Source organism: Pseudoalteromonas sp. GutCa3 (assembly GCF_002836155.1).
GTDB lineage: Bacteria > Pseudomonadota > Gammaproteobacteria > Enterobacterales > Alteromonadaceae > Pseudoalteromonas > Pseudoalteromonas arctica.
On the sequence record NZ_PJBK01000100.1, the window covers coordinates 59,883 to 84,705 of the forward strand.

Sequence of the window (24,823 nt, forward strand, 5' to 3'; positions counted from 1 at the left end):
GACGAAATTTAAGTGTACAACGCTAATTAACTGATATTAATAAACAAAAGTTTGTAACAAAATATAACGAATGAGGTGAGCTGCATGCAAAGTTATTTTTATAGCCCTAAATAGCAGTGGTTTATATGTATTTGCAACAGTTGCTTACAAATGTCACCTTAATGTTTCATATGGCTCTGGTATTATGACGTTAATAGAATTTTGGGGATAATAGGATATGCAAACAAATTCACTTAGATGGGTTTTTCCATTTGTAGCGCTAATTGTTGGTGTTGTTGGCTTTATGGGAATAAATGCCATTGCACAAGAGCCAGAAAAAAAAGAAGTAATTGATACTCGTCCAACAGTGCAAGTTGAGCCAGTGGCTGCAAACGATCATCAAGTTATTATTAATAGCTACGGTGAAGTAAAGCCTCTTGAAAGTACACAGCTTTCGGCGCAGGTGTCGGGTGAAGTGTTAAGTTGGCATCCTAATTTTGTAGCCGGTGGCATCGTTGCTCGCGGTGAAACGTTATTCACTATCGAAAAAGACAACTACGAAGCAGCAGTACTTGTTGCAGAGGCAGAAATTGCTCGTGCACAAGCAGGCTTGATTGAAGAGCAGGCCCAAGCTCAAGTGGCCGCAGATGAAGCAAAGCGTTTTCCAAGTAAAGCGCGTACCGACTTATTTTTACGTAAGCCTCAAGTGTTAAGTGCGCAGGCATCTGTAAAGTCGGCGCAAGCTGCATTAAAACGTGCACAACGTGACTTAGATAATTGTGAAGTAACAGCCCCTTACGATGCATTGGTTATTAGCCGAAATGTAGGTGTTGGTCAATTTGTCACTATGGGTTCGCAAGTTGCTGAGCTCAATAATATTGAAACTGCTGAAGTGATTATTCCTATAGCAGGGTTCGATAGCGTTTTTTTGCCAGAACGCATTAAAGGCATTACCGCAACGATTATTCAAAAGGGCCTAAACAGCTTCACCCGTGAAGGTGTAATTGACCGCGACCTAGGGATTGTTGATAACGCTACGCGTATGAGCAGTCTAGTCGTGCGTATAGAAGACCCATACGGTCTTAAAAACATACAACCAGCCATTAAGTTTGGCAGCTACGTACAGGTGAATTTTGCAGGTGCAATGCTTAATAATATTTACCGTTTACCGCAAGCTTTGGTTAACAACCAAACTGTGTGGGTAGTAAACGAAAATCAAGAACTAGAGCCTCGCAAAGTAACGGTTATTCGTGAAGAGGGTGAGTATTTTTATATTAGCAGCGGTTTAAATGCCGATGACAAACTCGTTATTACTTTACCTGAATACCCGCAAAAAGGAATGCAGGTTAAAATTGCAGGTGTAGCTGCAAAACCTGAAAGCTCAGAAACGAGCACTTCAAACACGCAACAGCTGTAGGGTGTAATAGTTATGAGCGAGTCAATACAACAAAAACAAACAGGGCTAATTGCCTACTTTGCTAATAATTCAGTAGCCGCTAATTTAATGATGTTTTTTATCATTATTATGGGGGCTATAAGTTACTTTACGATTCAGCGTCAAATGTTTCCTAATGTAGAGATTAACTACATTAATATTGAGGCTAATTACCCAGGTGCCTCTCCTCAGGAAATAGAAGAAAGTATTCTTATAAAAGTTGAAGAGTCACTTAAAGATATAACCGAAATTAAAAAAGGCGTGTATCGCGCATTTAGAAATGGCGGTACAGCCAGCCTGGAAATAAACACCGATGCAAAACTTACCGATGTGCTTGATAAAGTAAAGTTGCGTGTTGATGGTATTGCGACTTTTCCGGCGGGTATGGAACCGGTCACCATAAGTCAGGTTGAGTTTAGGCAAGACGTAATAGGTATGACGCTCGTTGCTGACTTACCACTTACAGAGCTTAAGCCTATAGCAAACCAAATAGAGGATGAGTTACTACAGTTATCTAACGTGTCGTTAGTGGTAAACGATGTTCCTCTTGATGAAATAGCAATTGAAATAGAGCCCGATACGCTGCGCCAATATAATCTAACCCTTAGTGATGTGATGAATGCGGTACGCCGTTACTCAGCTAACTTTTCGGCGGGGCAGCTAAAAACAGACGCAGGTGTTATTTCTGTTCGCGTCGAGAATCAGTTTTACTCAGGTGAAGAGTTTAGGCAAATTCCGGTAAAAATTGGCGAGTATGGCGCTAAAGTTTTACTGCAAGATATTGCAGTTATTAAGGATCAATTTACCGAAGGTGAGCGCTACTTTAAGTTTAATGGCGAAAACGCGGTGTATTTATCGGTAAAAGCAACGCAAGAGCAAAACATGATTCCCGTTGCGGATTCGGTTAAAGCGTTTATTGATCAAAAAAATAAGCAGCTACCGCCAGGTATTCGATTAGAGCCATTAATGGATATGACCTACTACCTAAATGCTCGCCTTGATATGATGAAAGCTAACCTGTTTCAAGGTGCCATTTTGGTGGCAATTATGTTGTCGTTATTCTTGCGTTTTAAACTAGCGCTTTGGGTAATGATTGGCTTACCTGTTTGTTTTTTAGGGGCCATGATGATGATGCCACTATTTGGCATTAGCATTAACATTATTTCGTTATTCGCTTTTATAATGGTGCTCGGCATAGTGGTGGATGATGCCATAGTGATAGGGGAAGCTGCCTACACCGAAGTTGAAAAAAGCGGCGGTGGTGTAGAAAATGTTGTGCGTGGCGCTAACCGAGTCGCGACCCCTGCAACCTTTGGTGTGTTAACAACAATTGCTGTATTTGCACCATTCACAATGTCGAGCGGGCCAGAAAGTGCCTTCTTTTATGGTATAGCGGTTGTAGTAATGCTGTGTTTAGTATTTAGTTTGATTGAATCAAAGCTGATACTGCCAGCTCACATTGCTCATACGCACTTTTCGCCGATTAAAAAAGGTGGTTGGCGCGATCGCTTCAATACACGCTTTTTTGGTTTCGTAAATGGCCCATATAAACGTTTTATTGCTAAGTGTGTTGATTGGCGCTGGACTGTTTTGTTTGCTTTTATTGCAATGTTTATAATCAGTATTGCACTTATTACGTCTAATAAAGTACGTACAGTTCCAACTCCTAAAGTGCCGCACGACTTTCCACAAATTCAAGTAGAAATGAACGACAACGTTTCTGACTTACAAACCATTGCGGCTATTCGTGAAATAGAAGCTATGGTACTTAGAGTCGATGAAGAAACAGAACGTGAGTTTGGTCAAAAAATTATTCGTGATGTATTGGTATTTAATCAAGGCAGAACCGAGTCGCAGTTACTAGCTCCATTAGTTGACGAAGATTCACGTCCATACAATGCATTTGAGCTTTCTCGACGGTGGCGTGAGGCTATGCCGACTATTGCTGGTATTAAGTCGTTAACTATTCAAGACGATGTTGGTGGCGGCGGTGGTAATGGCGGCGGCGAGTTTGGCTATTTACTGTATGGTTCAGACATAGATACTTTAAATCAAGCGGGTCGTCGTTTTATTCAATTACTTCAACAGCAAAAAGGATTGTTTGATATTAGCTCAACCATAGATCCTGCGAGCAAAGAAGTGCAAATGAGCCTTAAACCTGTTGCTTACGATTTAGGCTTAGATTTAGCCGGTATTGCAAATCAAGTGGGTGCTAGTTTTTATGGTGGCGAAGCACAGCGCGTAATCCGAAACGGCGAAGAAGTACGCGTAATGGTACGTTACCCTAAGCTGACTCGTGAGGCATTTTCATCGCTTAAACACACCGTTGTTACTACCCCACAAGGGCGAGAAGTACTTCTTGGTGATGTAGTAGAGCTAACAGAAACGCCAGGTATTAGCTATATACGCCGCGAAGGTGGTTACCGTACCGTGTATGTTTATGGCAATATTGATGAAGAGCAAATTGAGCCAGGCGAAGTGGTTAAGCAAGTAAAAGAAAATCTACTGCCACAGCTAATAGAAGAATTCCCAAGTGTTAAATCAGAGCTTGGTGGCGCAATAGAAGAGCAGCAAGCTCAAGCTAATGAGCAAATAATGTTTTTTATTGGCGGAATGATTTTAGTATACATACTGCTAGCTGTGCCGCTTAAAAGCTATTCACAACCGCTTATTGTAATGTCGGTTATTCCGTTTAGTTTAACCGGGGCTATTTGGGGTCATTACTGGTTTGATTTAGATATGAGCTTAATGTCGGGATTTGGCTTAATTGCCGCAGCAGGTGTTGTTATAAATGATTCACTTGTAATGACAGATTATGTAAACCAAGTTCGCCGCGAAGGTGTTAGCGTTAAAAATGCAGTAATAGAAGCTGGTTGTGCCCGCTTTAGAGCAATACTATTAACGTCTATAACAACCTTTGCTGGTGTATTACCTATTATGTTTGAAACAAGCCTGCAGGCTAAGTTTGTAATACCTATGGCAGTAGCACTTGGCTTTGCTGTTATGTTTGCAACGTTAATAACGCTTATATTAGTACCGTGTTTATATATTATTCTAGGTGATATTGGAGCGTTATTTAAGCGTCCTTTTAAAAGCCGAGCTGCTAAAGTCTCGTAGAAAAAATATAAAAGCATAAAAAAAGCACTGACCGTTATTAACGCTCAGTGCTTTTTATTATCTATTTATTGTTGTTAAACTGGCTACAACAATAATTAATCTTTAAATTGCTTATGGCAATCTTTACAGCCTTTAGCCCATGCGCCAAAAGCTTTACCAATTACGGCTTTATCGCCCGATTGGGCTGCTAACGCTAGCTTATCTGCATTTGCTGCAAAAGCATTCGCTTTTTCAACAAAGGTTGCATTTTCGGCCCAAACAGCAGCAAGTGCAGCTGTGTCGCCTTTATCTGTTCCTTCGTAAAACGCTTCCCATGGCATTTTTGAAAGTGCAGCAGCGTTGTTAGCACGCATTTTAAATTGCTCTGCGTCAAAAGGTACTTTACCTTTTAGCATTGCGCCCATGTCACCAATTTGCACTGAAATCATTGAAAACGCAGCTTGGCGGTATTCAATCGCGTCACTTGGTTCTTTAAATGCAGAATTTGCCGATACGCTAAATGCACACGTTGCCAGTGCTATTGTTGCTAATACTTTTTTTAATTTCATGTTTGCCCCTTTTAAAGTAATTGTTAATCCTGTTCTATATTAGCTTCTTTGAATGTTCAAGTTAATATATGTGCTTAATAATTGTTTCTTTAACTAAGCATACAATGATTACCCTATCGTTACATCTATTGTCTTTATTGTTAATGACTGTAAACGCCTCGTTGTTATTTTGATTGTTGTTGTGTAACGTCGCACCATCATAAAAATAACTAACAAAGAGAGTTTATGAAAAATAATATATTTAAAATGTCAGCATTGTCTGCTGCGATAGTGGTATCACTTTCTGGTTGTGGAAGTAGTGATGACGATAATAAAAGTAGCGTACCATTAGTTACTGACGTAGCTCCTAAAGCGAGCGATGTAGTTGTTGTAGATTTAAAACAATGGATCCCTGTTACTGCAGAATTTAAAGCCAGCGATAACGATGGCGATGCACTTACATTTAGCTTCACTGAAAATGGTGAAGAAGTGGTTGCAGAAGATGGCGTATTCACATTTAGTCACGGTACTCTAACTGTAGAGGGAACATCATTTACTTATGTTCCAATGACGGATGATGATGCAGTTATTGATTACACTGTAAACGCAAATGGTAAAACGGCTTCTGCGCAAATAAACATTTCAGGAGTTGTTGGTGATCCATTAGCAAATCAACAATGGCATTTAAATAATACAGGCCAAAAAGCATACTCATTAAGCGATGAAATGAAGCAGGGCTTAGTCAATTTATATGTAAATCTATTTGGCGATACCGAAGAAGAAGCGCAAGCAAGTGTTGATGCTAGTTTTGCTAATGCAGAAGCTACAGGTTTGGTTGCTGGTGAAGATATGAATGTAACAGCCGCTTATGCTCAAGGCGTTACAGGAGCTGGTGTAACTGCTGTTGTTGTTGACTCGGGCATGGAAATTCGCCACGAAGATTTAGTAGATAACGTATTACCAAATCGTTCTTTAAACCTTAACGCTGAAGCGCTAGATCGTACAGACCCTACAAGTACATCAAACAGTGGTGACCACGGAACAAGTGTTGCCGGCTTAATTGCAGCAAAAGGTTGGAATGGCAAAGGCGGCCGTGGTGTTGCACCTGATGCAGGCTTAATCGGTATGAACTACCTTGGTGGAGATAAAGTAGCACAAACTGATTTACTTGCTCATGGCTTCCCTGGTAGTGGTATTAGTACGTCTGAAAATATTTCAGCCTTTAACCGTAGTTACGGTATTACGTTCCCTACGTTTATCGGTTATTCAGAGCTAGATGAGGCAATTGAGTCTTACCCTAACCTTAACCTTCGTGACGGTAAAGGTGCGCTAAATATGAAATCTAGCGGTAACTCATTTGAAGACGGTGGCGATGAAGGTTCTTTATGTGCTGACAATGGTGCAAATGACTTAGGTTTAACTTGTTATAATGGCGCTTTTGAGCCAAGCCAAGGCCACCCTTATTATTTAAGTGTTGCTGCAGTAAATGCTAATGGTAAACATACTAGCTATTCTACAGCGGGTGCTAACGTAATGGTGTCGGCTCCAGCGGGTGAGTATGGTCGTTTTGCACCTGCAATGGTAACAACAGATCAAATGACTTGTATTAATGGTTATTCAGGTTTCAATGGTGGTTCTATTGCAGCATGGGCTGCTGCTTATGGTGAAGAGTTTGCTGCAAGTCAATATCCATTTAACTACCCAGGCCATGCAGACAATGCAAGCTGTAACTATACTTCAACGTTTAATGGTACATCATCTGCTGCGCCAAATGCATCGGGTGTGGTATCGTTAATTCTTTCGGCTAATCCAGATTTAACATGGCGTGACGTTCGTCATATCCTTGCATCAACTAGCACTTTAATTGATGCAGATAATGCTGCTGTTAAATTAACAGTTGGTGAAGGCGAATTTGTTGCTCACGACGGTTGGATTGAAAACTCTGCCGGTTATAACTTCAATAACTTATATGGTTTTGGTCGTGCTGATGCTGGAGCTGCGGTTTCTATGGCAAAGGCTTACGATGTTGCTTTAGGTGAACAAGTTATTACTCAGTGGAGCGGTGTTGGTTCAGTAATTGCTGAAGACGCACTTGCACTAGAAATTCCAGATAACAATGCAACGGGTCTTACACAAGAAATTGAAGTTACTGAAGAGCTAAGCATTGAAGCAATGCAGTTTAAGTTTGATGTAAGTAATGCTGAAATGGGCTTTGGCTTAAGCGATGGTACACAAACTTCAGCCGGAACAGATTTAGCTATAGAAGTTACATCGCCAGCGGGTACAAGAAGTGTATTACTGTCATCTAAGCAAGCTTTATTCTACCCAGCATATAGTTTCACTAGCAGTTGGAGTGTTGGCTATATACTAAAAGATGCAGTAATGCTTTCAAATGCGTTTTATGGTGAGTCGACTAAAGGCACTTGGACAGTTCGTTTACTAGATACGAGCGCAGATAGCTATGCACTTAGTAAAGGTGATGACAATGGTTTAGGTGTAGTAGGTATTAGCAATAATAGTTCAGCAAGTGTTTTAGAGGGTGTGTCTTTACGCGCATTCGGTCACGCAGGTCAAGAGTAAGGATTATGAAAATGAAAGTTAATAAATTAATCGTATTAAGTGCTGCTGCGTGTATTTCTTTAAGCGCTACGGCAAACACAAGCTTTGATAAAGAGCTTCAACTACCAAAGAAGCAAGCATCTAGCTTAAAGTATACTAAAGCTGATTTTGGTTCTTATAAAGTAGAGAAAAATTTACGCTTAGTGCCATCAAGTGTTGCTGCCGATGAGCATGTAGTTATGCAAAAAGGCGACATGGCGGTTGTTAATGTTGCAAGTACATCTGATGTAGTAACTAAAGGGTCATTAGTTCGTAATATTCTTACTAATAACTTAAGTTCTTTATCAGGTAATATTACGGTACTTTTAAAAGATGGTATTACTGCTAGCGACATTGCTGCAGCGGCTGGATTAAAAGTGGTGTCTGTATTTCCTGGTACTAAGATTGCTGTTTTAGCAGTGAATGATGGACAAGATATTTTAGTTGCAGCAGAGCAGTTAAATGCTTCAGGTTATGCTAAAGAAGCTAGAATTGAAGTGCTAGAGACGATTTATACTGCACAATAAGTTATTTTATTAAATAAGCTTAGTTAATAAAAACCCCGAGCAACATTAGTTGCTCGGGGTTTTTTTATAAAAAAATTAATCGTTTATATCAATATCTGCAAATATCATCCCGCGACGCATGCTGCGCGTTGCTAAAAATACTTCGCCTAATAACGACATAAATGCACATATAAGTAATGCCATTGCTGCTACAAAACAACAAGCAATGGTCACGCTTAAGTTAATTGATTGAATGTGCGACAAGAATAAAAACATAACCACAGCACATACAAGTAAGGCACTTAATACACTTAAACTAAAAGCAATATGTATACATCGAGATCTTTTTAATAAAGCGCGGAGTTCTGTTGCTAGCGACTTATTAAAATCATCATCTGTATTTACTTTTAATCTTCGCTCCAATAAGCGTGCTCTGTCGGTAATTCGTGCTAAGCGATTAGATAAAACACCTAAAGTTGCTGCTATACCTGTGATTAAAAATACGGGAGCAACGGCCGTTTGAATTACTTTTGCCATAGTTAAAATGTTAATTACTTCGCTATTCATTACTACCCTTAATCAGTTGAGCTTAAAAGTGATTTATATATCTACAGAGTACCTGATGTAGGCTTATTAAGAAAAGAGGAATTACGTTGATTTACTTTACATAGCTTCACAAACTAAATCACAACATAGGTTATTTTTAGGTATATTTAATTACTTAATAAAAAATAAAAATACAACAAGGACTTTGACTGATGAAACGCAACCCATTCGCACTCGCAGCACTATCGCTCGCTATTTTAAGTGGCTGTAATCAAGCCCCTGAAGAAACCAAAAAAAGTAATACACAAGTTAAAACGGTTCAAGTTGCACAAGCTGTTGCGCCGGTTGCTAAAAAAGTGCCACATGAAATGACTATTCATGGTGATACACGCATTGATGATTACTATTGGCTACGTGATGATGAACGTAAAGCACCAGAGGTAATTAACTATTTAGAAGCTGAAAACACATACACTGATGCAATGCTCGCACATACTAAAACGCTGCAAAGTGAGTTGTTTGAAGAGCTAAAAGGGCGTATTCAAAAAGACGATGATTCGGTCCCAGTTAAAAACGGTGATTATTTTTACTCAACACAAACACGTGGCGATAACGAGTACACTACTTACTTACGCAGCAGCGATTTTGCAGGTACCGATCAGCAAGTTATTTTAGATGTAAATGAGCTTGCTAAAGGTCATGATTATTATGCAGTAAGTGGTTTAGATGTAAGCCCTAATGGCAATTTAATGGCTTATGGCGAAGATACTGTTAGTCGTCGTATTTATAGCGTAAAAATAAAAGATTTAACTACCGGTAAATTACTCGAAGACACACTTGAAGGCACCAACGGTGGCATTGTGTGGGCAAACGATAATAAAACGGTTTACTACATTAAAAAAGATTTACAAACTCTACTAGGTTACCAAGTGTATCGTCATACATTAGGTACATCGCAAGCTGATGATGAGCTAATTTACGAAGAAACTGATACCAGTTACTACATGGGTATGAGTAAAAGCAAAGATGAGTCAGAAATCTATATTTGGCACAGCAGCACGGCTGCATCAGGCGTATCTGTATTAAGTGCTGATGATACTAAGGCAATGCCTAAACGCTTAATTGAGCGCGAAGCAGGGCTTGAATATGATATTTCGAAGCTAGGGAATACTTACTACATTGTAACTAACTTAAATGCTGTAAATTTTCAGCTGATGAAAGTTGATATTGATAAAGCAGGCGACAAGGCTAATTGGCAAAGTGTGATCCCAGCGCGCGATGATATTAAACTCGAAGGCATTGATTTATTTAATGACTACTTAGTTTACCAAGAGCGTGAAATGGGCCAATCAAAGTTGATTGCGCGTGATTTAAAAACAGGTAAAGAGTTACCACTGAGCTTTAACGATAGCGCTTATACAATTGGTACTTATGGCAATAACGATATTGATAGCAGCACGTTACGTGTTTACTACACAAGCATGACCACTCCAAGCTCATCGTACGATGTAGATTTAGCGACTGGCGATAAAACGCTTCTTAAGCAACAGGTTGTGTTAGGTGATTTTGATGCTGACAATTACGCCTCAGAGCGTATTTTTGTAACAGCACGTGATGGCATAAAAGTACCGGTAAGCTTAGTTTACCGTAAAGATGCGTTTAAAAAAGATGGCACTAACCCGCTACTGCAATATGGTTACGGTTCTTATGGCGCAACCATGGATCCAACGTTCTCAAGCTCACGTTTGAGCTTGTTAGACCGTGGCTTTGTATTTGCAATTGCCCATGTACGTGGATCGCAAATGCTAGGCCGTCCTTGGTACGAAGACGGCAAGCTACTAACTAAAAAGAATACGTTTAATGACTTTGTTGACGTAACCAAAGCATTGGTTTCTCAAAAGTATGGCGCAAAAGATGAAATATTTGCGTTAGGTGGCAGTGCTGGTGGCTTATTAATGGGCGCAGTAGCAAACCAAGCACCTGAGCTTTATAAAGGCATGGTTGCTGCGGTACCGTTTGTAGATGTAGTAACAACGATGCTTGATGCGAGCATTCCGCTTACAACAAATGAATACGGCGAGTGGGGTAATCCGAACGAAAAAGCGTATTACGATTACATGCTGTCTTACTCGCCATACGACCAAGTATCTAAGCAAGCATATCCTAATATGTTGGTAACGACTGGCTTGCACGATTCACAAGTTCAATACTTTGAACCTGCAAAATGGGTTGCTAAGCTGCGTGACTATAAAACTGATGACAATAAGTTACTGTTTAAAATAGATATGGAAGCAGGGCACGGCGGCGCATCGGGTCGCTTTAAGCGCTTAGAAGATACCGCGCTAAACTATGCATTTATGCTTGATTTAGCGGGTATTAAAAAGTAATTAATTTATATATTTAAAATAAACAAAAATGTAAGGTGCTTTTTAAGAAAGCACCTTTTTTTGTGGCAAGTTAAAGCTAAACATAGTGCCTTTACCAATTTCACTTTGTACGTAAATTTCGCTATCCATCAGTTTTAATAACCCTCTGCAAATAGCCAATCCTAAACCACCTTGCTGGCGCCCTTCTTTATTAGAATTACTTGCTTGGTAGTGCGGATCAAAAATAGCATTCAGCTCATCTTCTTTTATGCCTACGCCCGTGTCTGATACATGCACAAATAGTTGATTATCGTCACTGCGTTTTACATGTACTGCAATGCTGCCGCCGCGAGGGGTGTGCCTAATTGCATTGTCAATCAAGTTACTTAACACGCGCTCTAATTTAGCTATATCGGCAACCACAGGAAAGTCACAAATCGCAGGTTCTACCGACAAACTAATGCCTTTTTTATCAACGGCTAAACTAAATTTTGCCATGCAATCGTAAATGAGTTCACCTAAATTAAAGGTTTCTTTATTTATACTTATTTCGCCATTTTCTAAGTGAGCAAGTTCAAATATTTGCTCTATGAGTAGCTTTAATTGCCCACAATTATTAAGCGATACCTGTAAGTATTCTTGTTGTTCTTTTTGACTTAATTGCTCACCTGACTGATTTAAAACTTCTAAAAACCCCTGCAGTGAAGCAAGTGGGGTACGTAGGTCGTGCGATAAGTGAGTTAGCAACTCTTTGCGTTGTTTATCGCCTTGTTCAAGCGCTTTAAACTGCTCATTAATACGGGTTAACATGGCTTGAATACTTCGCCCTAAACTATGCACTTCGTTACTTTTTTGCGTTGAATAGTTACTTAGCTTGGTGTCGGTAAGGCTGTAGTTAGCGGCTTCAATATTACTAACATCGCGTGCTAAGCGCTGAATTGGGTTGGTAAAAAAACGTAGTAAAATTAGCATCGCAATAAATAAAAATGCGAGTGCAGAGCCAAGCCATAAAGCAGCTAGCCATAACTTATCATTATTTTTTACCGTGCTTAGTGAGGTATCGTAAGCCTCACCACCAATAATTACATATAAATAGCCTTGTAGCTTATCGTGATTAAATACTGGCGCGGCTGAAAATATTTTTTGTTGCTCTTTATTACGAGGATTATCACCATAAATAGGTGCAGCGCTTGGGTCGTTAATCAGCCTTTTTAAAGGCGTTAAACTAATATGCGTGCGTTTAACTTTACCCGGCTTTGCTGAGTAAGTAAGAATTTTTCCGGTTTCGTCTACAAAATAAAATTCAAACGCAGGACCTAATAACATTAAGGTATGAAAGAGGTTTTCAAGCGCTTTATAGTCGTAAACACCTTCTTTTATTAATGGGTTATCTTGTACTAAATGTTCCGCTAACGCTAAGTGCAGATTTTGTTCGGCGTGGTGTTTTGAAGTCAGTTCTAATTGCTTACTCCAGCCGTAAACTAGGGCGCAAATAAAACAAAAAATCACGACTAGCGATATAGCTAATTTTTGATACAAAGATAATTTCATAATAGGTGTCTTAATTGAGTTGGCTAGGGTTTAGTTTGTAACCAACACCCCAAACTGTTTCGATGATAGGCGCTTGTTGGTGTTCTTCTAGCTTGGCACGTAAGCGGTTTATATGTGAATTAACCGTGTGCTCGTAGCCACTGTGTTGGTAACCCCATACTTTATCGAGTAACTGCTGGCGGCTAAAAACATGATTAGGATGGCGTGCAAAGTAAACGAGTAAATCAAATTCGGTGGCGGTAAGGTTGAGGGCTTGCTTGCCTAAATACACTTGGTGCGAACTAAATTCTATATTGAGTGAGCCTACATTTAGTGTTTGTTCGCTATCAACGGGGGAGTTGTCGTTGTTTTGGCTAGCGAGTAGTTGTGCTCTGTGGCGTAATTGGGTTTTTACTCTGGCTTGTAATTCGCGTGCAAAAAAGGGTTTACAAATATAATCGTCGGCGCCCATTTCAAGGCCAATAACTCTGTCCATATCGCTACTAAGCGCGGTGAGTAAAATAACGGAGGTAGTAGGGTAATGCTCTTTTATTTTTCGGCATAAGCTTAAACCATCCATTTGGGGTAAGTTTATATCGAGTAAAATAAGTCCGTAGGGATGCTTAGCTATTTTTTTTAAGGCAAGTTCTGCGCTTACAACATGATCAACATGTAAGTTAAGCGACGTTAGCTGCGTGGTAATTAACTTACCTATTTCTCTGTCATCTTCTACTACTAATATTTTTTCGTGACGCATGTATTACCTCGTAAAAAGGGGGGCATCCGTGCTCCCTTACTTCCCCATTACAAGCTGGAACGTTACTGCGTGCGCGTAATTACTATTTTCGATACTGGGTTATCAAACTTATGTTCAACACCAAGTGCTGATGTAGATAATCCATCTTGATTTGAAACAATGCCTGGATGCATCGTTATTATATCGGCTGTATCGTCACGTATTTCGTTGAACCCTTCACCGCTAGCGGCAGGACCTGGCACAGTTTCAGCTGTTTCTGTATTTGCTTCCGTACCCGCATCATAAGCAGTCGTAGTGCGTGATAACGAACCGCCAACTTCTAATGTTGATACATCTAAAGAACTAAGACCGGTAAAAGCATCATTTGTATTCCCAAGCATGGCAGCAAATGACAAATTAAGCGTTTCTTGCTCTTCAACAGTAATTATTACTGTGGTGGTTTCACCAGGGCCAATAGCGCCTTCAGCTGAAACTGCAGCAAGTGCACTTTCGTAGCTGAGGTATTCTTCATTTGCACCGCTTTCTGCAAGCATTTCTAAACCAACAGAAGCTGTGGTACCGAATGACCAAGGTGCTTCATCTTCAAAAGCAATGACAGAGAGTGGTGACAAAGGCTGTCCTGCAGTTAAGTTACTAAAAGTAATAGTAAACTCACTGATCACAGGTTCTACAACAATTGGCTCAACAACGACCGGCTCTTCAACCACTGGGTCGTTATCATTATCGCTACACGCTGCAAGTGTGGTTGCAAGTGCAAGCACTAGTAGACTTTTTTTAAGGTTGTTAGCAGATGACATAATCATGCTCCTACTTAACTGTAACGGTTAATTGCGCTACTGGGTTTAACCATCTGTGTACTGTATTACTTAAATCGCTATTACCCGCTTCTAAATCGTCATCACCTAAGCTACCTGGGTGAATATGGATGCTTGTATTTGTATCACCACTTAATATACCTGTACCGCCAGTGCCAGCGTCGCCACCTGGAGCCGCAGGAATACCCGGAGTACCTGGAGCGCCAGAGCCTTCAACTACAAGCTCATTGTTCTGTTCTGTGCCTGCATCGTAAGCATTTAAATTAATTGTGTAAGTACCCGCTTCTGTTGGGATTTTCCAGCTGTTTAAGCCTACAAAGCCATCATTAGTTGGTAGCATCATTGCAGTTAATGATAGGTACTCGTTACCGTCGGTAGTGGTAAGTGTTGTCGTTGTAGATGCGGCTGGTGCAAGTAAACCTTCAGCTGGATTTGCAGCCATATCACTGCCCGCTGCAGCTGCTTGTGCAATTAGCTCTGCAATATTGCCGCCTTCAGCCATTGTTTGTAATGCTGTAGATGCTTGCGTTGCTACTTCAAACAGTGTGTCTTCGCTGTTGTGTGCTGTAATTAACAGTGGAGTGAAGTGAATACCCTTGGTTAGGTTAGTAACTTTTAGGTCTAATTCTGCGGCCATAGTCGATTGGCTAGCTGCCGCTAAAAGAATTGCAATTGTTAATGTAGAAGTTTTCATTATTATTCCTGTAAGTGATGATTCGAGTTTAGTATTGAATAATCGTCTCCAGAAACTCTCACAAACTTATCACTTTTTTATCACAAGATTTTACGCTGTGATTTTTAAATACAAATACGTTGGTTGATTTGTAGACATTTGTTTAGTTAAGAGGCAACATACATAAAACAAAAAGGAGAGTGTTATGGAAGAAAATCAACAGGTTGAACCAGTTAATAAAGATGACCGTATGTGGGCTATGTTATGCCATTTGAGTGCGCTTGCCGGGTTTATTGTGCCGTTTGGCTCAATAATTGGGCCATTAATTGTGTGGTTAATTAAAAGAGATGAGATGCCAGTTGTTGACGTGCACGGTAAAAAGGCGCTTAACTTTCAAATAACGATGGCAATTGCATATGTAGTTTGTTTTTTACTGATGTTTGTAGCAGTAGGCTTAATATTACTACCTCTAGTGGCAATTTTTGGGTTTGTAATGGTTGTAATGGCAAGTATTAAAGCTAACGAAGGTAAAGAGTTTAATTACCCGTTTAGTTTAAATTTGATAAAATAAAACCTCAGTTATTTTTATACCAATTGCATTAAATTAGTGATCTATTATAGCGATAAGAAAATAGCTCAATAACAAGGCTAAAATTATGATACATAGTTGTTCTATATAAATAATTTTTAACGTAGTTAGTGAGTTATTTAATACGCTAGAATGATCATGTTTTTAATAAAATTGGTATTATAAACCCAGCTATAGGCTGGGTTTTTACGTTTAGCCATAAGGACATTATGCTTTATCTCACGTTATTTATTAGCGCATTTATATCTGCCACATTACTGCCTAGCTCTTCTGAGGTGATAATGGTGGGGATGATTGCCCAAGGTAAAGTTAATTTATGGCTTATGTGGTACGTAGCAACACTTGGAAATGTATTGGGAAGCTGCGTTAATTACTGGTTAGGCACGCAGGTACTGCGTTTTAAAGATAAAAAATGGTTTCCTGTATCGCAAAAAGGGCTTGATAGCGCACAAAAGCAATTTAATAAATACGGTGTGTATAGTTTGTTGTTTGCTTGGCTGCCAGTCGTAGGCGATCCGCTAACTGTAATTGGGGGGATATTTAAAGTACGCTTTAGTATGTTTTTATTACTAGTAACACTAGGCAAAGGCGCGCGCTATTTAGCGGTTATCGCCCTTGCCGTAGGATTCGAAAAGCTTTTTTAAATAAGTTTTTTAAGGCCTTATTTAGCCCAATCAAGCGTTAACGACACTGAGTCGGCAAAACGCAGTGCATGCGGTTTATCAACACGTGCTTTAGCGTAATGAACACTTGGGTGTGCGTGACAAACCGCAAGAATTTCAGCCACTAATTTTTCGAGCAATAAGAAGTGGCCTTGCTCTACTAAGCTAATTACTTCTTTGGTGATCACTTTATAATTAAGTGCTTGGTCAACTTCATCCGTTTTACACGCGTCATCAGCAGGGTAGTGAATCTCTAGATTGATCACTACATCTTGCTTTTTTTCACGCTCATCGGGGTTAAAGCCAATAAACGTACGCAGGCGCAAATTAGTAACGTTAATAATTGCATTAGCCATAGGGTTAACCTTTTATAAGCTGCAAAAATTCGTTACGTGTTTTAGGATCGCTTCTAAAGTTACCTAACATTACTGATGTACGCATGCTTGAATTTTGCTTTTCTACACCACGCATCATCATACACATGTGTTTTGCTTCAACAATAACGCCCACACCTTTAGCGCCAGTAACTTCTTCAACTGCTTTAGCTATTTGATGCGTTAGCTGTTCTTGAATTTGAAAACGGCGTGAAAACATATCAACAATACGTGCAAATTTAGACAAGCCTAATACTTTACCGTTTGGAATATAAGCAATATGGCAACGGCCAATAAAAGGTAGTAAATGATGCTCACACATAGAGTAAAGCTCTATGTCTTGCACTAACACCATGTCGTCAGCGTCAGATGTAAATACCGCTTTATTAGTTATTTCATCAAGCGTTTGACGATACCCTTGCGTTAAATATTCCATTGCTTTTGCAGCACGTTTTGGCGTATCAAGTAAGCCTTCGCGGTTAGCATCTTCGCCTACTGCGGTGATGATTTTTTCGTAACTTTCTTTTAATTCATTGTGCATAAATATCTCAGTTTATTTATATTTACTTTAAATGACGGCCGCCATCAACAGGCAAAGAGCGCCCTGTGATGTAGTGGCTTTGTAATAGTAAATCAATGCTATTGATAATTTCTTGGCATCCGGGTTCAATGCCCATTAATGATTTTTTAAGGGTCTTAGCTCGATATTGCTCATCGTCATGTTCATTAAAAATAATGAGTGATGGAGCAACCGAGTTCACTTTTATGTTTGGCGCATATTTAGCGCTAAACGATTTAGTTAAGTTATCGAGAGCTGCTTTACTTGCTGCATAAGCTAAGTGTTTAGGGCTGCCTGTTTCAACTACATAATCAGTAAGGTGAATTATATCAGCAGGTACTTTTTCACTTTGCTGATAGTTTATAAGCAGCTCAGCGCACATTAAATTAATTAAATACGGTGTTTTGGCGTGTATACGCATCATATTATCGAACAGTACTGCAAAGTCAGGATTGTTAGCTTCGCAGTCCCAGCTTGATGCATTGTGAACAATAGCGCGCAGCGATGTTGTATGCTCTTTAAGCGTATTTATAAATGCACTTATACCGTCATCGGTACTAAAATCGGCATAAATACATACAGCGCCTAGTTGCTCTAATTTATCAACAGCGTTGTGGCGAGTACGATACGTAATAATAACAGCCTGCCCTTGGGCTATATAATGCTGAGCGAGCGCTAAACCAATACGTTGGCCTGCGCCGGTAATTAAGATGGGCGATGTCATATAAGGCAGTGTTCTCTTTGGCGGGTAACTTATACCAATATTGTTAAAACATGATCGATCTATCGCTATTTTCTTAGGGCTATAATAGATCACTAATTTAACGCAATTGGTATTATAAAATTTAAAGCGTTAATTTATTAAAATATACGCAGTTTCTTAATCTGTCGATCAAAAAAGCAATTAATCCTCAAAGGCGTTAATTGCTTTATTTTATTTACTAAAACATTAATCGTAAATTGTCGGAATTGGTTGGCGCTTATGTTGTGTACGCATGTAAATACTTACAAGCTTTTGTTCAACGTCTTTAGAAACAGATTTACCTTCTAAAAAGTCATCAATTTGCTCATAGCTCAAACCAAGTGCTTCTTCATCGGTAAGCCCCGGGCGATCGCTTTCTAAATCAGCTGTAGGTGCTTTATCTACTAATAAAGCTGGGGCACCGAGTGCAGTAGCAAGTGCACGCACTTGGCGTTTTGATAAACCAAATAGCGGAGCTAAATCGCACGCGCCGTCACCAAATTTAGTATAAAAACCAGTAATGTTTTCAGCACTATGATCGGTACCCACTACTAAGCCTTGGCAAAAGCCTGCAATTTCGTACTGAGCAACCATACGTTGGCGTGCTTTAACATTACCTTTAATAAAATCTATCTGAGCTTGCTCAGGCAGTGCTTCACCACAGCCAACTACAGCAGCTATAGCTTGCTCATGCAATGCATCAGCCGCAGGTTGTACGTTTACGGTCATACGTTTACTTGGCTGGATAAAATCAACCGCCATTTGCGCTTCGTCTTCATCGGCTTGTACGCCATAAGGTAAGCGCACAGCAATAAATTGGTATTTGTTAGTATCGTGTTCTTTATTTAGCTCGTTTATGGCAAGTTGACATAAGCGGCCGCAAGTTGATGAGTCAACACCACCACTAATACCCAATATTAGTGATCGTGAGTGAGCTGCTACTAAACGTGCTTTAATAAAAGCAACCCGGCGAGTTATCTCAGCATTTACATCAATAGTTGGCTGAACCTTCATTTCAGCCATAATTTCGGCGCGCATTGCCAGCTCCTTATAAAATTTAATATGTGATACGCAATAAACTTATTATGTGATTTAGTCTTAATTAATTAAAGTTTTAAATGAGCTTTTATTTTGCGAAGCTCTACTTTTAATTCTTCCACTTCTGCCAGTAAATCACTTAATTCTTTATCTTTAATTACTTCGCTTGGTAGAGCAACAAAGGCATCGGCGGGATTATTTTGTTGTTCGCCAAATAAATGAATGTATCGGCTGTCGCGTTTACCTGCTTCTCGTTCTAATTTACGGGCGTAATCGCTTTCAATCAGTTTATTGAGCGCTGTTTCTACTTCATTTACGTTATTAAAATCAGCAAGCCTAGCACTGCGAGTTCTTAATTCACCTGGGGTTTGGGCACCACGTAAAAGTAATAAACAAACAATGGCACGTTGCTGAGCAGAAAATTGCAGATTACTAAACTCAGTGTTGCAAAAGCGGTGGTCGTATTTATTTACGCGACCAGAAAGCCCTTCATCTATAGTTACCAAACGCATGTCTATTAGTTCATCAAGTGCGTTTTGCACGTCACTATCTGTAAGATTTAACACAGGATCGCGATTAGACTTTTGATTACATGCGTTCACTAGAGCGTTTAACGATAGCGGATAATGTTCTGGCGTTGTGCTTTGTTTTTCTAGTAAGCAACCAAGAATACGTTGTTGATTTGCTGATAACTGCATAAATAATCTCAAATTAGTAAGCGTATTTTATTAGCTTACACCTTTATTGGATACCAAGCCATTGCTGGAGTTTAGGTTTTAGGGCGGCTAAATCGAGCGGCTTACTTAAATAGTCGTTCATGCCTGCTGCTAGGCATTTTTCTTTATCGCCCTGCATGGCATTGGCTGTAAGTGCAATAATAGTAATATTTTCATTACCCTTACCTGCATCGCCTTCTCTAATGGCTTTAGTGGCTTGGTAGCCATCCATTTCAGGCATTTGGCAATCCATTAAAACTAGCTTATATGGCTTACCTTGTTTTGCATTGAGTTTTACAATTGCCTCAAGCCCATTTTCAGCAATATCAAAAGTCACACCTGCTTGCTTTAATAGCGCCGAGGCAACTACTTGGTTTATTTTATTGTCTTCAACGAGCAGTAGTTGTGGCTCTGATGAATCGAGTACTGGTGCTTTAGTTAGTTTATTTTGTAGTTGTGCTTGTTGCTGCTGTTGTTCAATGTATTTATCGTTAGTGAGTGAGTCAAACAAATCAGAAGGTGTGAGTGGTTTGAAAATCATACAGTCGACTTCCATACCTACTTTAGACTCCTCAGGTGAATAACTCATTGGCGCCATAAGAACTAACTTGCAACTATGCATATTTATAAAGTTTTTAAGCGCAGTTATATGCGTTTGCGGCGCTTTTTCAAAAAAGTAGTAATCAACTAAAATAGCTTCAGGGTGGGTGGTTACATTATTTAAATAATCATCAACCTCAAGATAGTCATGTACGCAATTAACTTTTGCGCCCCATACTGTGAGTTGTTTACTGGCTGTATTTGCATTTAACGAACACTCATCAATAATTAAAATATGTTTGTTTTTAATTAAATGACTCGGTAAATCTTGTTCTTTACTTAAGCGAGGCTGTATTTGTATTGTGAAAGAAAATGTACTTCCCTCACCTTGCATACTGTTTACGCTTACTTCACCGTGCATTAATTCACACAATTGTTTTACTATCGCAAGGCCAAGTCCTGTGCCCCCAAACTGGCGTGTAGTTGAGGTATCTGCTTGTGTAAATGAATCAAATAACGACGCTTGTTTTTTAGGGTCAATACCAATGCCAGTATCAATAATCGAACATTGTAGGAACGAGCCATCCGTTGTTTCATCCACTTTGGCGGTAATAACTACTTCGCCATCAATAGTAAATTTAACGGCGTTGCCAATTAAGTTATTCAGAATTTGGCGTAAGCGGTTCGGATCACTAATTATTTCGCTAACTGTAATTTGAGTGGCATCTAAAATAAGTTTTGTATTGTTTTGCTCTACTTTTAAAGCAAACGACTCAACCACTTCTCCTAATAACCGAGGTAGGTTAAATTGCACGTTTTCAATATCGAGCTTACCGGCTTCAATTTTAGAAAAGTCTAATATGTCGTTAATTATATTAAGTAAAGATTGAGCTGATGACTGAGCAAGTTCGATATGATGCTTTTGCTGTAGGTCTAGTTGCGTTTGCTTAATTATATTAAGCATGCCTAAAACACCATTCATTGGTGTGCGAATTTCGTGGCTCATACTCGCTAAAAATTCACTTTTAGCTTCAACAGCTTGTTCTGCAGTTTCTTTGGCGGCAACCAGCTTTTGTTCAGTTTCAATTCGTTGCTGGCTCGAGTGCAAGCTGCCTATTAACGCTGCAACGGCAATTAAAAAGCTTTCTTCGTTTTTAGACCAGTGGCGCTTGGATTGACATTGCTCGGCGCAAACAACGCCTATAGCACCACTTCCCGCAGGAATAATTACGCACAGCATTGATTTAATATCGAGTGGCATTAAATACTGCTCTTTAATTGGTGCGAGTATTGGGTGTTCTAGTGCATCGGGTGCATTAAATACTGCTTGATGATCTATTGCATTAAAAAAGCTGGGGTTGTTTTTTCTTAGCCAAATAGAGTCAATTTTGTCACTAGACGAATGTTTGCTATGTATGGCAAAGGGGCTTAGTTGAGACTTGTCTTCATTAAAAAACCAAATACTGGCACGTTTAATATCGAATGCTTGGCAGATTGCTTCAGTGATAATATCTTTCGATTGGCTAAGTTGCCCATTTAATATTAATTTATTAACGGTAAGAGAAGCTAAAATTTCGTTATGTAATGCGGTTTTATTATTTTCTAATTCAATCTTTTTACGGGTATCAATATTCTGTAATGAGCCAAAAATACGTGTGCATCGTCCATTCTTTTGTTCTGCTTCACCATGTACGAGTACCCAAACAGATCCACCTTCTGCATCCATTACTTCTAATTCAACTTCGTAGCTTTCACCATATTTTATGGCTCGTTCAATTAAAGGTCTAATTGTTTCTCTGCTAGTGCCTTTTTTAAAATAATTTAAATCTTTAGGCCATTCTGGTTGGTTATTTAATGGGTATTTAAATAGTTTTTTGGTCATATCAGACCAATACACTTGTTTAGTTTCTAAGTTAAATGACCATGCGCCTATTTGAGCTAGATCACTCATTGCTTCAAGCATTTTTTCATTTTGTTGCTGACGATTAAGCATTTTCAAAAAGAATAAAAAGGCCCAAATTAATAATCCGCAAATAATTATAATTGATAACCGAAGTGGCCACACAGCTGAATTTGGTGGGCTCCAACCTATTTTAGGTGCTACGTAAAGTTGCCAATTGCCACCTTGAAAGCTTAACGTAAACTCAAGGGGATCTTGCTCTATTATGTTTTGATCACCGTAAAAAAATTCCCCTTTGCTGCCAAGTCCATGCCTGCCTTGTAAAGCGACGTTGTACTCTTTTCCTAGCTCATAAATACCTGAATTTTCATAGACTTTGTCAATATTGAGAACAACTGAGAGTAATCCCCAAAAGCGATTCTCTGGCGGTATGTAAACAGGAACTCGGGCTATAAGTGCGATGTCACCTTGGATTAATTTTAATGGGCCAGCCATTACAATGGTATTTGTATCGCGAGCTCTAATCGCATCAGCGCGTTGGCTTTTTTCTTCTAAAAAGTTTAAACCGAGTGCTTTTTCATTACCTTTTAAGGGGTAAGTCATGCGTATTACCATATCGGGAGCGCCACCAATATTGCGAAGCTCATTTGAGGTTTCAAATAGCGGTTGAGCAATTTGTTCAAATTGTGTTTGCTGTAAATTAGGCTGCGCCGCTACGGCAACACCTAAACCTCGAACCAGTTGGATATTAGAAACTAAAATAGATTCTAATTGAGCACGATATGTACTTACTTCAGAAAGAATTTGTAGGCGGTGAGCATCTTTTACACGATTATAGTTAATACGATCAAGAACAACACCAACTAGTACAGTTAGCGTAAGCGATAACCAAAAGGTCAGCTTAAAGTTATGAACATTCGTTTTTTTGTTATTACTAGACGGTGGCATTAGCTACATCGTGGCGTTAATTTAGGCAATTTAACTATAGCTAATTTATGACATAAATGAAAACGGCGCATTAACAAATGCGCCGTTTATTTTTTATAATTAGTAGTTTAGCGAGTTACGAATCGCTAACTTCACGTGCCCAATGATTTTGCTTTGCTACGTGTAGCTTGCGGTAACCATCAAGTAGTGCCGCATGCTTTTTAAAGCCTTCAAGCGATAAACCTGGAAAAGTTAAACCGTTAAACTGCTTTTTACCTTCGGCAATTTCTATAGCCAGCGCTACATTATTAGCACCAAACATTAAGCCTAATGCATCTTGGTAATCAGCGTATTCGCGCTCGTCATCGTATTTAATTTCAAGAATCGCTTTTAAACAGCGGAAGTGGCGCATTGCATCTTCGTTTACTTGGCCCGTATGAAGTATCCAATCAACCCAATCAATGGCTTCTTCGCTGCCTGCGGCTAAGCATAGGTGCGCTTTAAGCTCACCTATACGCAGTGTGTGCCATGGTGTGTCGGCATCAGTTGCTAAGCCAATAAATTCTGCGGCGCGGATAATATCGCTATGACCGGCTTCTTCTAGGCTGTCGTAAATTTCCATCCATTGCTCTGCATCGTACTGATCAAGCGATAGGAATGCTTCGCGAAATTTTGCGCCTTCGTTGTTGTTGCGCCAAATAAGCTCATCAACAGGGTAAATGTCTGACATGCCCGGTACTAAAATACGACATGCGTATACGTTTAGGTGCGTGTAATCCATGATGTAGATATCGTGATCCATGCTGTGAATTAGGTCAGTACAGAAGTTATATTCTTGCTCTGTTGTGCCGCTAAAGTCCCAGTGTACAAATTCAAAGTCAGGTTTTGCACGGAAGAAATCATGCGAAATCAAACCGCTTGAATCAATAAAGTGCAGTTCAATGTTTTCTGGTGTTGCTACTTCATCGTTATCAAATGTTGCAGGTTGGAATACATCTAGTTGATCTAAACGACGACCTTGTAGTAACTCAGTAACTGTACGCTCAAGCGCAACTTCAAATGATGGGTGAGCACCAAAAGAAGCAAATACAGAACCATCAGTTGGGTTAATAAGCGTTACGCTCATTACTGGGTAAATCCCCCCAAGCGATGCATCGGCAATACGTAAATGAAAGCCATGGCTGCGAAGTTCTTCACACGCTTCGTGAATTAGAGGATATTGCTTAACAACGTCTTCAGGCACGATTGGTAAACAAATACCTTCGGCGATGATGCGGTTTTTAATGGCGCGTTCAAATACTTCTGATAAACCTTGTACGCGAGCTTCAAACTTCGTGTTACCTGCGCTCATACCGTTAGATACAAAAATATTACCAATAACGTTTACCGGAATGTATACGTCTTGGTTATCGCGTTGGCGAGTGTAGGGCAGGGTACAAATGCCACGATCAATATTGCCAGAGTTAAAATCAAAAAGGTGCGATGCGTTAAGTTCGCGCTCTGGGTCAAAGTAATCCCATAAGCTTTCATCCATAATACCTTGTGGTACTTCATCGCCTTCAACTTTAAACCATTTTTCGGTTGGGTAATGAGTAAACTCGCCATTGGCAAATTCTTCACCTAGATAAAAGTCTGCAAAAAAGTAGTTACAGCTTAAACGCTCAAAGTATTCACCGAGTGCTGAGGCAATAGATGCTTTGTCGGTTGCGCCTTTACCATTGGTAAACATAACACCGCAGTCACTGTCTTTTATATGAACCGAATAACAGTTAGCTACAGGGTTAAGCCAAAGCGCTTCTTCAACATTAATGTGTAGGGCTTCAAGCTTGTTTTGCATGGTAGAGATTGACGATTCTAGGTCGCGGTCTTTACCTTTGATAAATGTTTTTTCAGTCATATTGATCTCAACTAGTTCTGCACGATGTGT

At 39.6% G+C, this 24,823-nt stretch carries 20 protein-coding genes; 7 read left to right on the plus strand and 13 right to left on the minus strand.

What is annotated here, in order from left to right:
- Window positions 1-217: 217 nt before the first annotated feature.
- A complete protein-coding gene (locus CXF64_RS17685) occupies window positions 218-1,396 on the plus strand; it encodes an efflux RND transporter periplasmic adaptor subunit (protein WP_007580481.1) in 1,179 nt (392 codons plus the stop codon).
- Between the two features lie 12 nt (window positions 1,397-1,408).
- Entirely contained in the window at window positions 1,409-4,531 is a 3,123-nt protein-coding gene (locus CXF64_RS17690; RefSeq protein WP_024592632.1) for an efflux RND transporter permease subunit, read from the plus strand.
- A 95-nt stretch (window positions 4,532-4,626) separates the two neighbouring features.
- Here CXF64_RS17690 and CXF64_RS17695 read toward each other — a convergent pair whose 3' ends face one another.
- Window positions 4,627-5,079: a c-type cytochrome gene (locus tag CXF64_RS17695; RefSeq protein WP_007580483.1), complete on the minus strand. Its 453-nt coding sequence runs from the start codon at window positions 5,077-5,079 to the stop codon at window positions 4,627-4,629.
- 225 nt (window positions 5,080-5,304) lie between these two features.
- Here CXF64_RS17695 and CXF64_RS17700 point away from each other — a divergent pair, with 225 nt between their 5' ends.
- On the plus strand, window positions 5,305-7,638 hold the full coding sequence (locus CXF64_RS17700) for a S8 family serine peptidase (RefSeq protein ID WP_101217659.1): 2,334 nt from the start codon (window positions 5,305-5,307) through the stop codon (window positions 7,636-7,638).
- Window positions 7,639-7,649: 11 nt separating this feature from the next.
- Complete coding sequence (locus tag CXF64_RS17705; RefSeq protein ID WP_101163830.1) at window positions 7,650-8,183, plus strand: S8 family serine peptidase; 534 nt, start codon at window positions 7,650-7,652, stop codon at window positions 8,181-8,183.
- A gap of 75 nt (window positions 8,184-8,258) precedes the next feature.
- Here CXF64_RS17705 and CXF64_RS17710 read toward each other — a convergent pair whose 3' ends face one another.
- Entirely contained in the window at window positions 8,259-8,729 is a 471-nt protein-coding gene (locus tag CXF64_RS17710; RefSeq protein WP_024589627.1) for a DUF2721 domain-containing protein, read from the minus strand.
- A gap of 191 nt (window positions 8,730-8,920) precedes the next feature.
- On the opposite strand from CXF64_RS17710, the gene CXF64_RS17715 reads away from it, so the two are divergent.
- Window positions 8,921-11,095: a S9 family peptidase gene (locus tag CXF64_RS17715; protein ID WP_101217660.1), complete on the plus strand. Its 2,175-nt coding sequence runs from the start codon at window positions 8,921-8,923 to the stop codon at window positions 11,093-11,095.
- A 42-nt stretch (window positions 11,096-11,137) separates the two neighbouring features.
- Here the strand turns inward: CXF64_RS17715 and CXF64_RS17720 are convergent, their stop codons facing one another.
- The 4 genes from CXF64_RS17720 to CXF64_RS17735 all read right to left on the minus strand — a co-directional run bounded on the left by CXF64_RS17720 (window position 11,138) and on the right by CXF64_RS17735 (window position 14,870).
- On the minus strand, window positions 11,138-12,625 hold the full coding sequence (locus CXF64_RS17720) for a sensor histidine kinase (protein ID WP_101217661.1): 1,488 nt from the start codon (window positions 12,623-12,625) through the stop codon (window positions 11,138-11,140).
- A 10-nt stretch (window positions 12,626-12,635) separates the two neighbouring features.
- Window positions 12,636-13,361 carry a response regulator transcription factor gene (locus CXF64_RS17725; protein ID WP_007580488.1) on the minus strand — a complete coding sequence of 242 codons (726 nt, stop codon included), beginning with the start codon at window positions 13,359-13,361 and terminating at the stop codon, window positions 12,636-12,638.
- Between the two features lie 62 nt (window positions 13,362-13,423).
- Window positions 13,424-14,158, minus strand: coding sequence for a spondin domain-containing protein (locus CXF64_RS17730; protein WP_002962335.1), 735 nt, complete (start codon window positions 14,156-14,158; stop codon window positions 13,424-13,426).
- Between the two features lie 10 nt (window positions 14,159-14,168).
- On the minus strand, window positions 14,169-14,870 hold the full coding sequence (locus tag CXF64_RS17735) for a spondin domain-containing protein (RefSeq protein WP_101217662.1): 702 nt from the start codon (window positions 14,868-14,870) through the stop codon (window positions 14,169-14,171).
- A 184-nt stretch (window positions 14,871-15,054) separates the two neighbouring features.
- On the opposite strand from CXF64_RS17735, the gene CXF64_RS17740 reads away from it, so the two are divergent.
- A complete protein-coding gene (locus tag CXF64_RS17740) occupies window positions 15,055-15,420 on the plus strand; it encodes a DUF4870 domain-containing protein (protein WP_101217663.1) in 366 nt (121 codons plus the stop codon).
- 227 nt (window positions 15,421-15,647) lie between these two features.
- The gene (locus CXF64_RS17745; protein WP_101217664.1) at window positions 15,648-16,082 is read left to right on the plus strand and encodes a YqaA family protein; all 435 of its coding nucleotides are present in this window, start codon (window positions 15,648-15,650) and stop codon (window positions 16,080-16,082) included.
- 17 nt (window positions 16,083-16,099) lie between these two features.
- On the opposite strand, the gene folX is transcribed toward CXF64_RS17745, so the two are convergent.
- The 7 genes from folX to ycaO form a co-directional block, all read right to left on the minus strand.
- Window positions 16,100-16,456, minus strand: a complete 357-nt coding sequence (gene folX, locus CXF64_RS17750; RefSeq protein WP_002962340.1) for a dihydroneopterin triphosphate 2'-epimerase — start codon at window positions 16,454-16,456, stop codon at window positions 16,100-16,102.
- A gap of 4 nt (window positions 16,457-16,460) precedes the next feature.
- A complete protein-coding gene (gene folE, locus CXF64_RS17755; protein WP_002962341.1) occupies window positions 16,461-17,015 on the minus strand; it encodes a GTP cyclohydrolase I FolE in 555 nt (184 codons plus the stop codon).
- A gap of 22 nt (window positions 17,016-17,037) precedes the next feature.
- Window positions 17,038-17,757, minus strand: a complete 720-nt coding sequence (gene folM, locus CXF64_RS17760; RefSeq protein ID WP_007580509.1) for a dihydromonapterin reductase — start codon at window positions 17,755-17,757, stop codon at window positions 17,038-17,040.
- 225 nt (window positions 17,758-17,982) lie between these two features.
- Window positions 17,983-18,813 carry an ammonia-dependent NAD(+) synthetase gene (gene nadE, locus CXF64_RS17765; RefSeq protein WP_101217665.1) on the minus strand — a complete coding sequence of 277 codons (831 nt, stop codon included), beginning with the start codon at window positions 18,811-18,813 and terminating at the stop codon, window positions 17,983-17,985.
- A 68-nt stretch (window positions 18,814-18,881) separates the two neighbouring features.
- Entirely contained in the window at window positions 18,882-19,511 is a 630-nt protein-coding gene (locus tag CXF64_RS17770; protein ID WP_007580511.1) for a YceH family protein, read from the minus strand.
- Window positions 19,512-19,554: 43 nt separating this feature from the next.
- The gene (locus tag CXF64_RS17775; protein ID WP_101217666.1) at window positions 19,555-22,917 is read right to left on the minus strand and encodes an ATP-binding protein; all 3,363 of its coding nucleotides are present in this window, start codon (window positions 22,915-22,917) and stop codon (window positions 19,555-19,557) included.
- Between the two features lie 115 nt (window positions 22,918-23,032).
- Entirely contained in the window at window positions 23,033-24,793 is a 1,761-nt protein-coding gene (gene ycaO, locus CXF64_RS17780; protein ID WP_101217689.1) for a 30S ribosomal protein S12 methylthiotransferase accessory factor YcaO, read from the minus strand.
- Window positions 24,794-24,823: the final 30 nt, after the last annotated feature.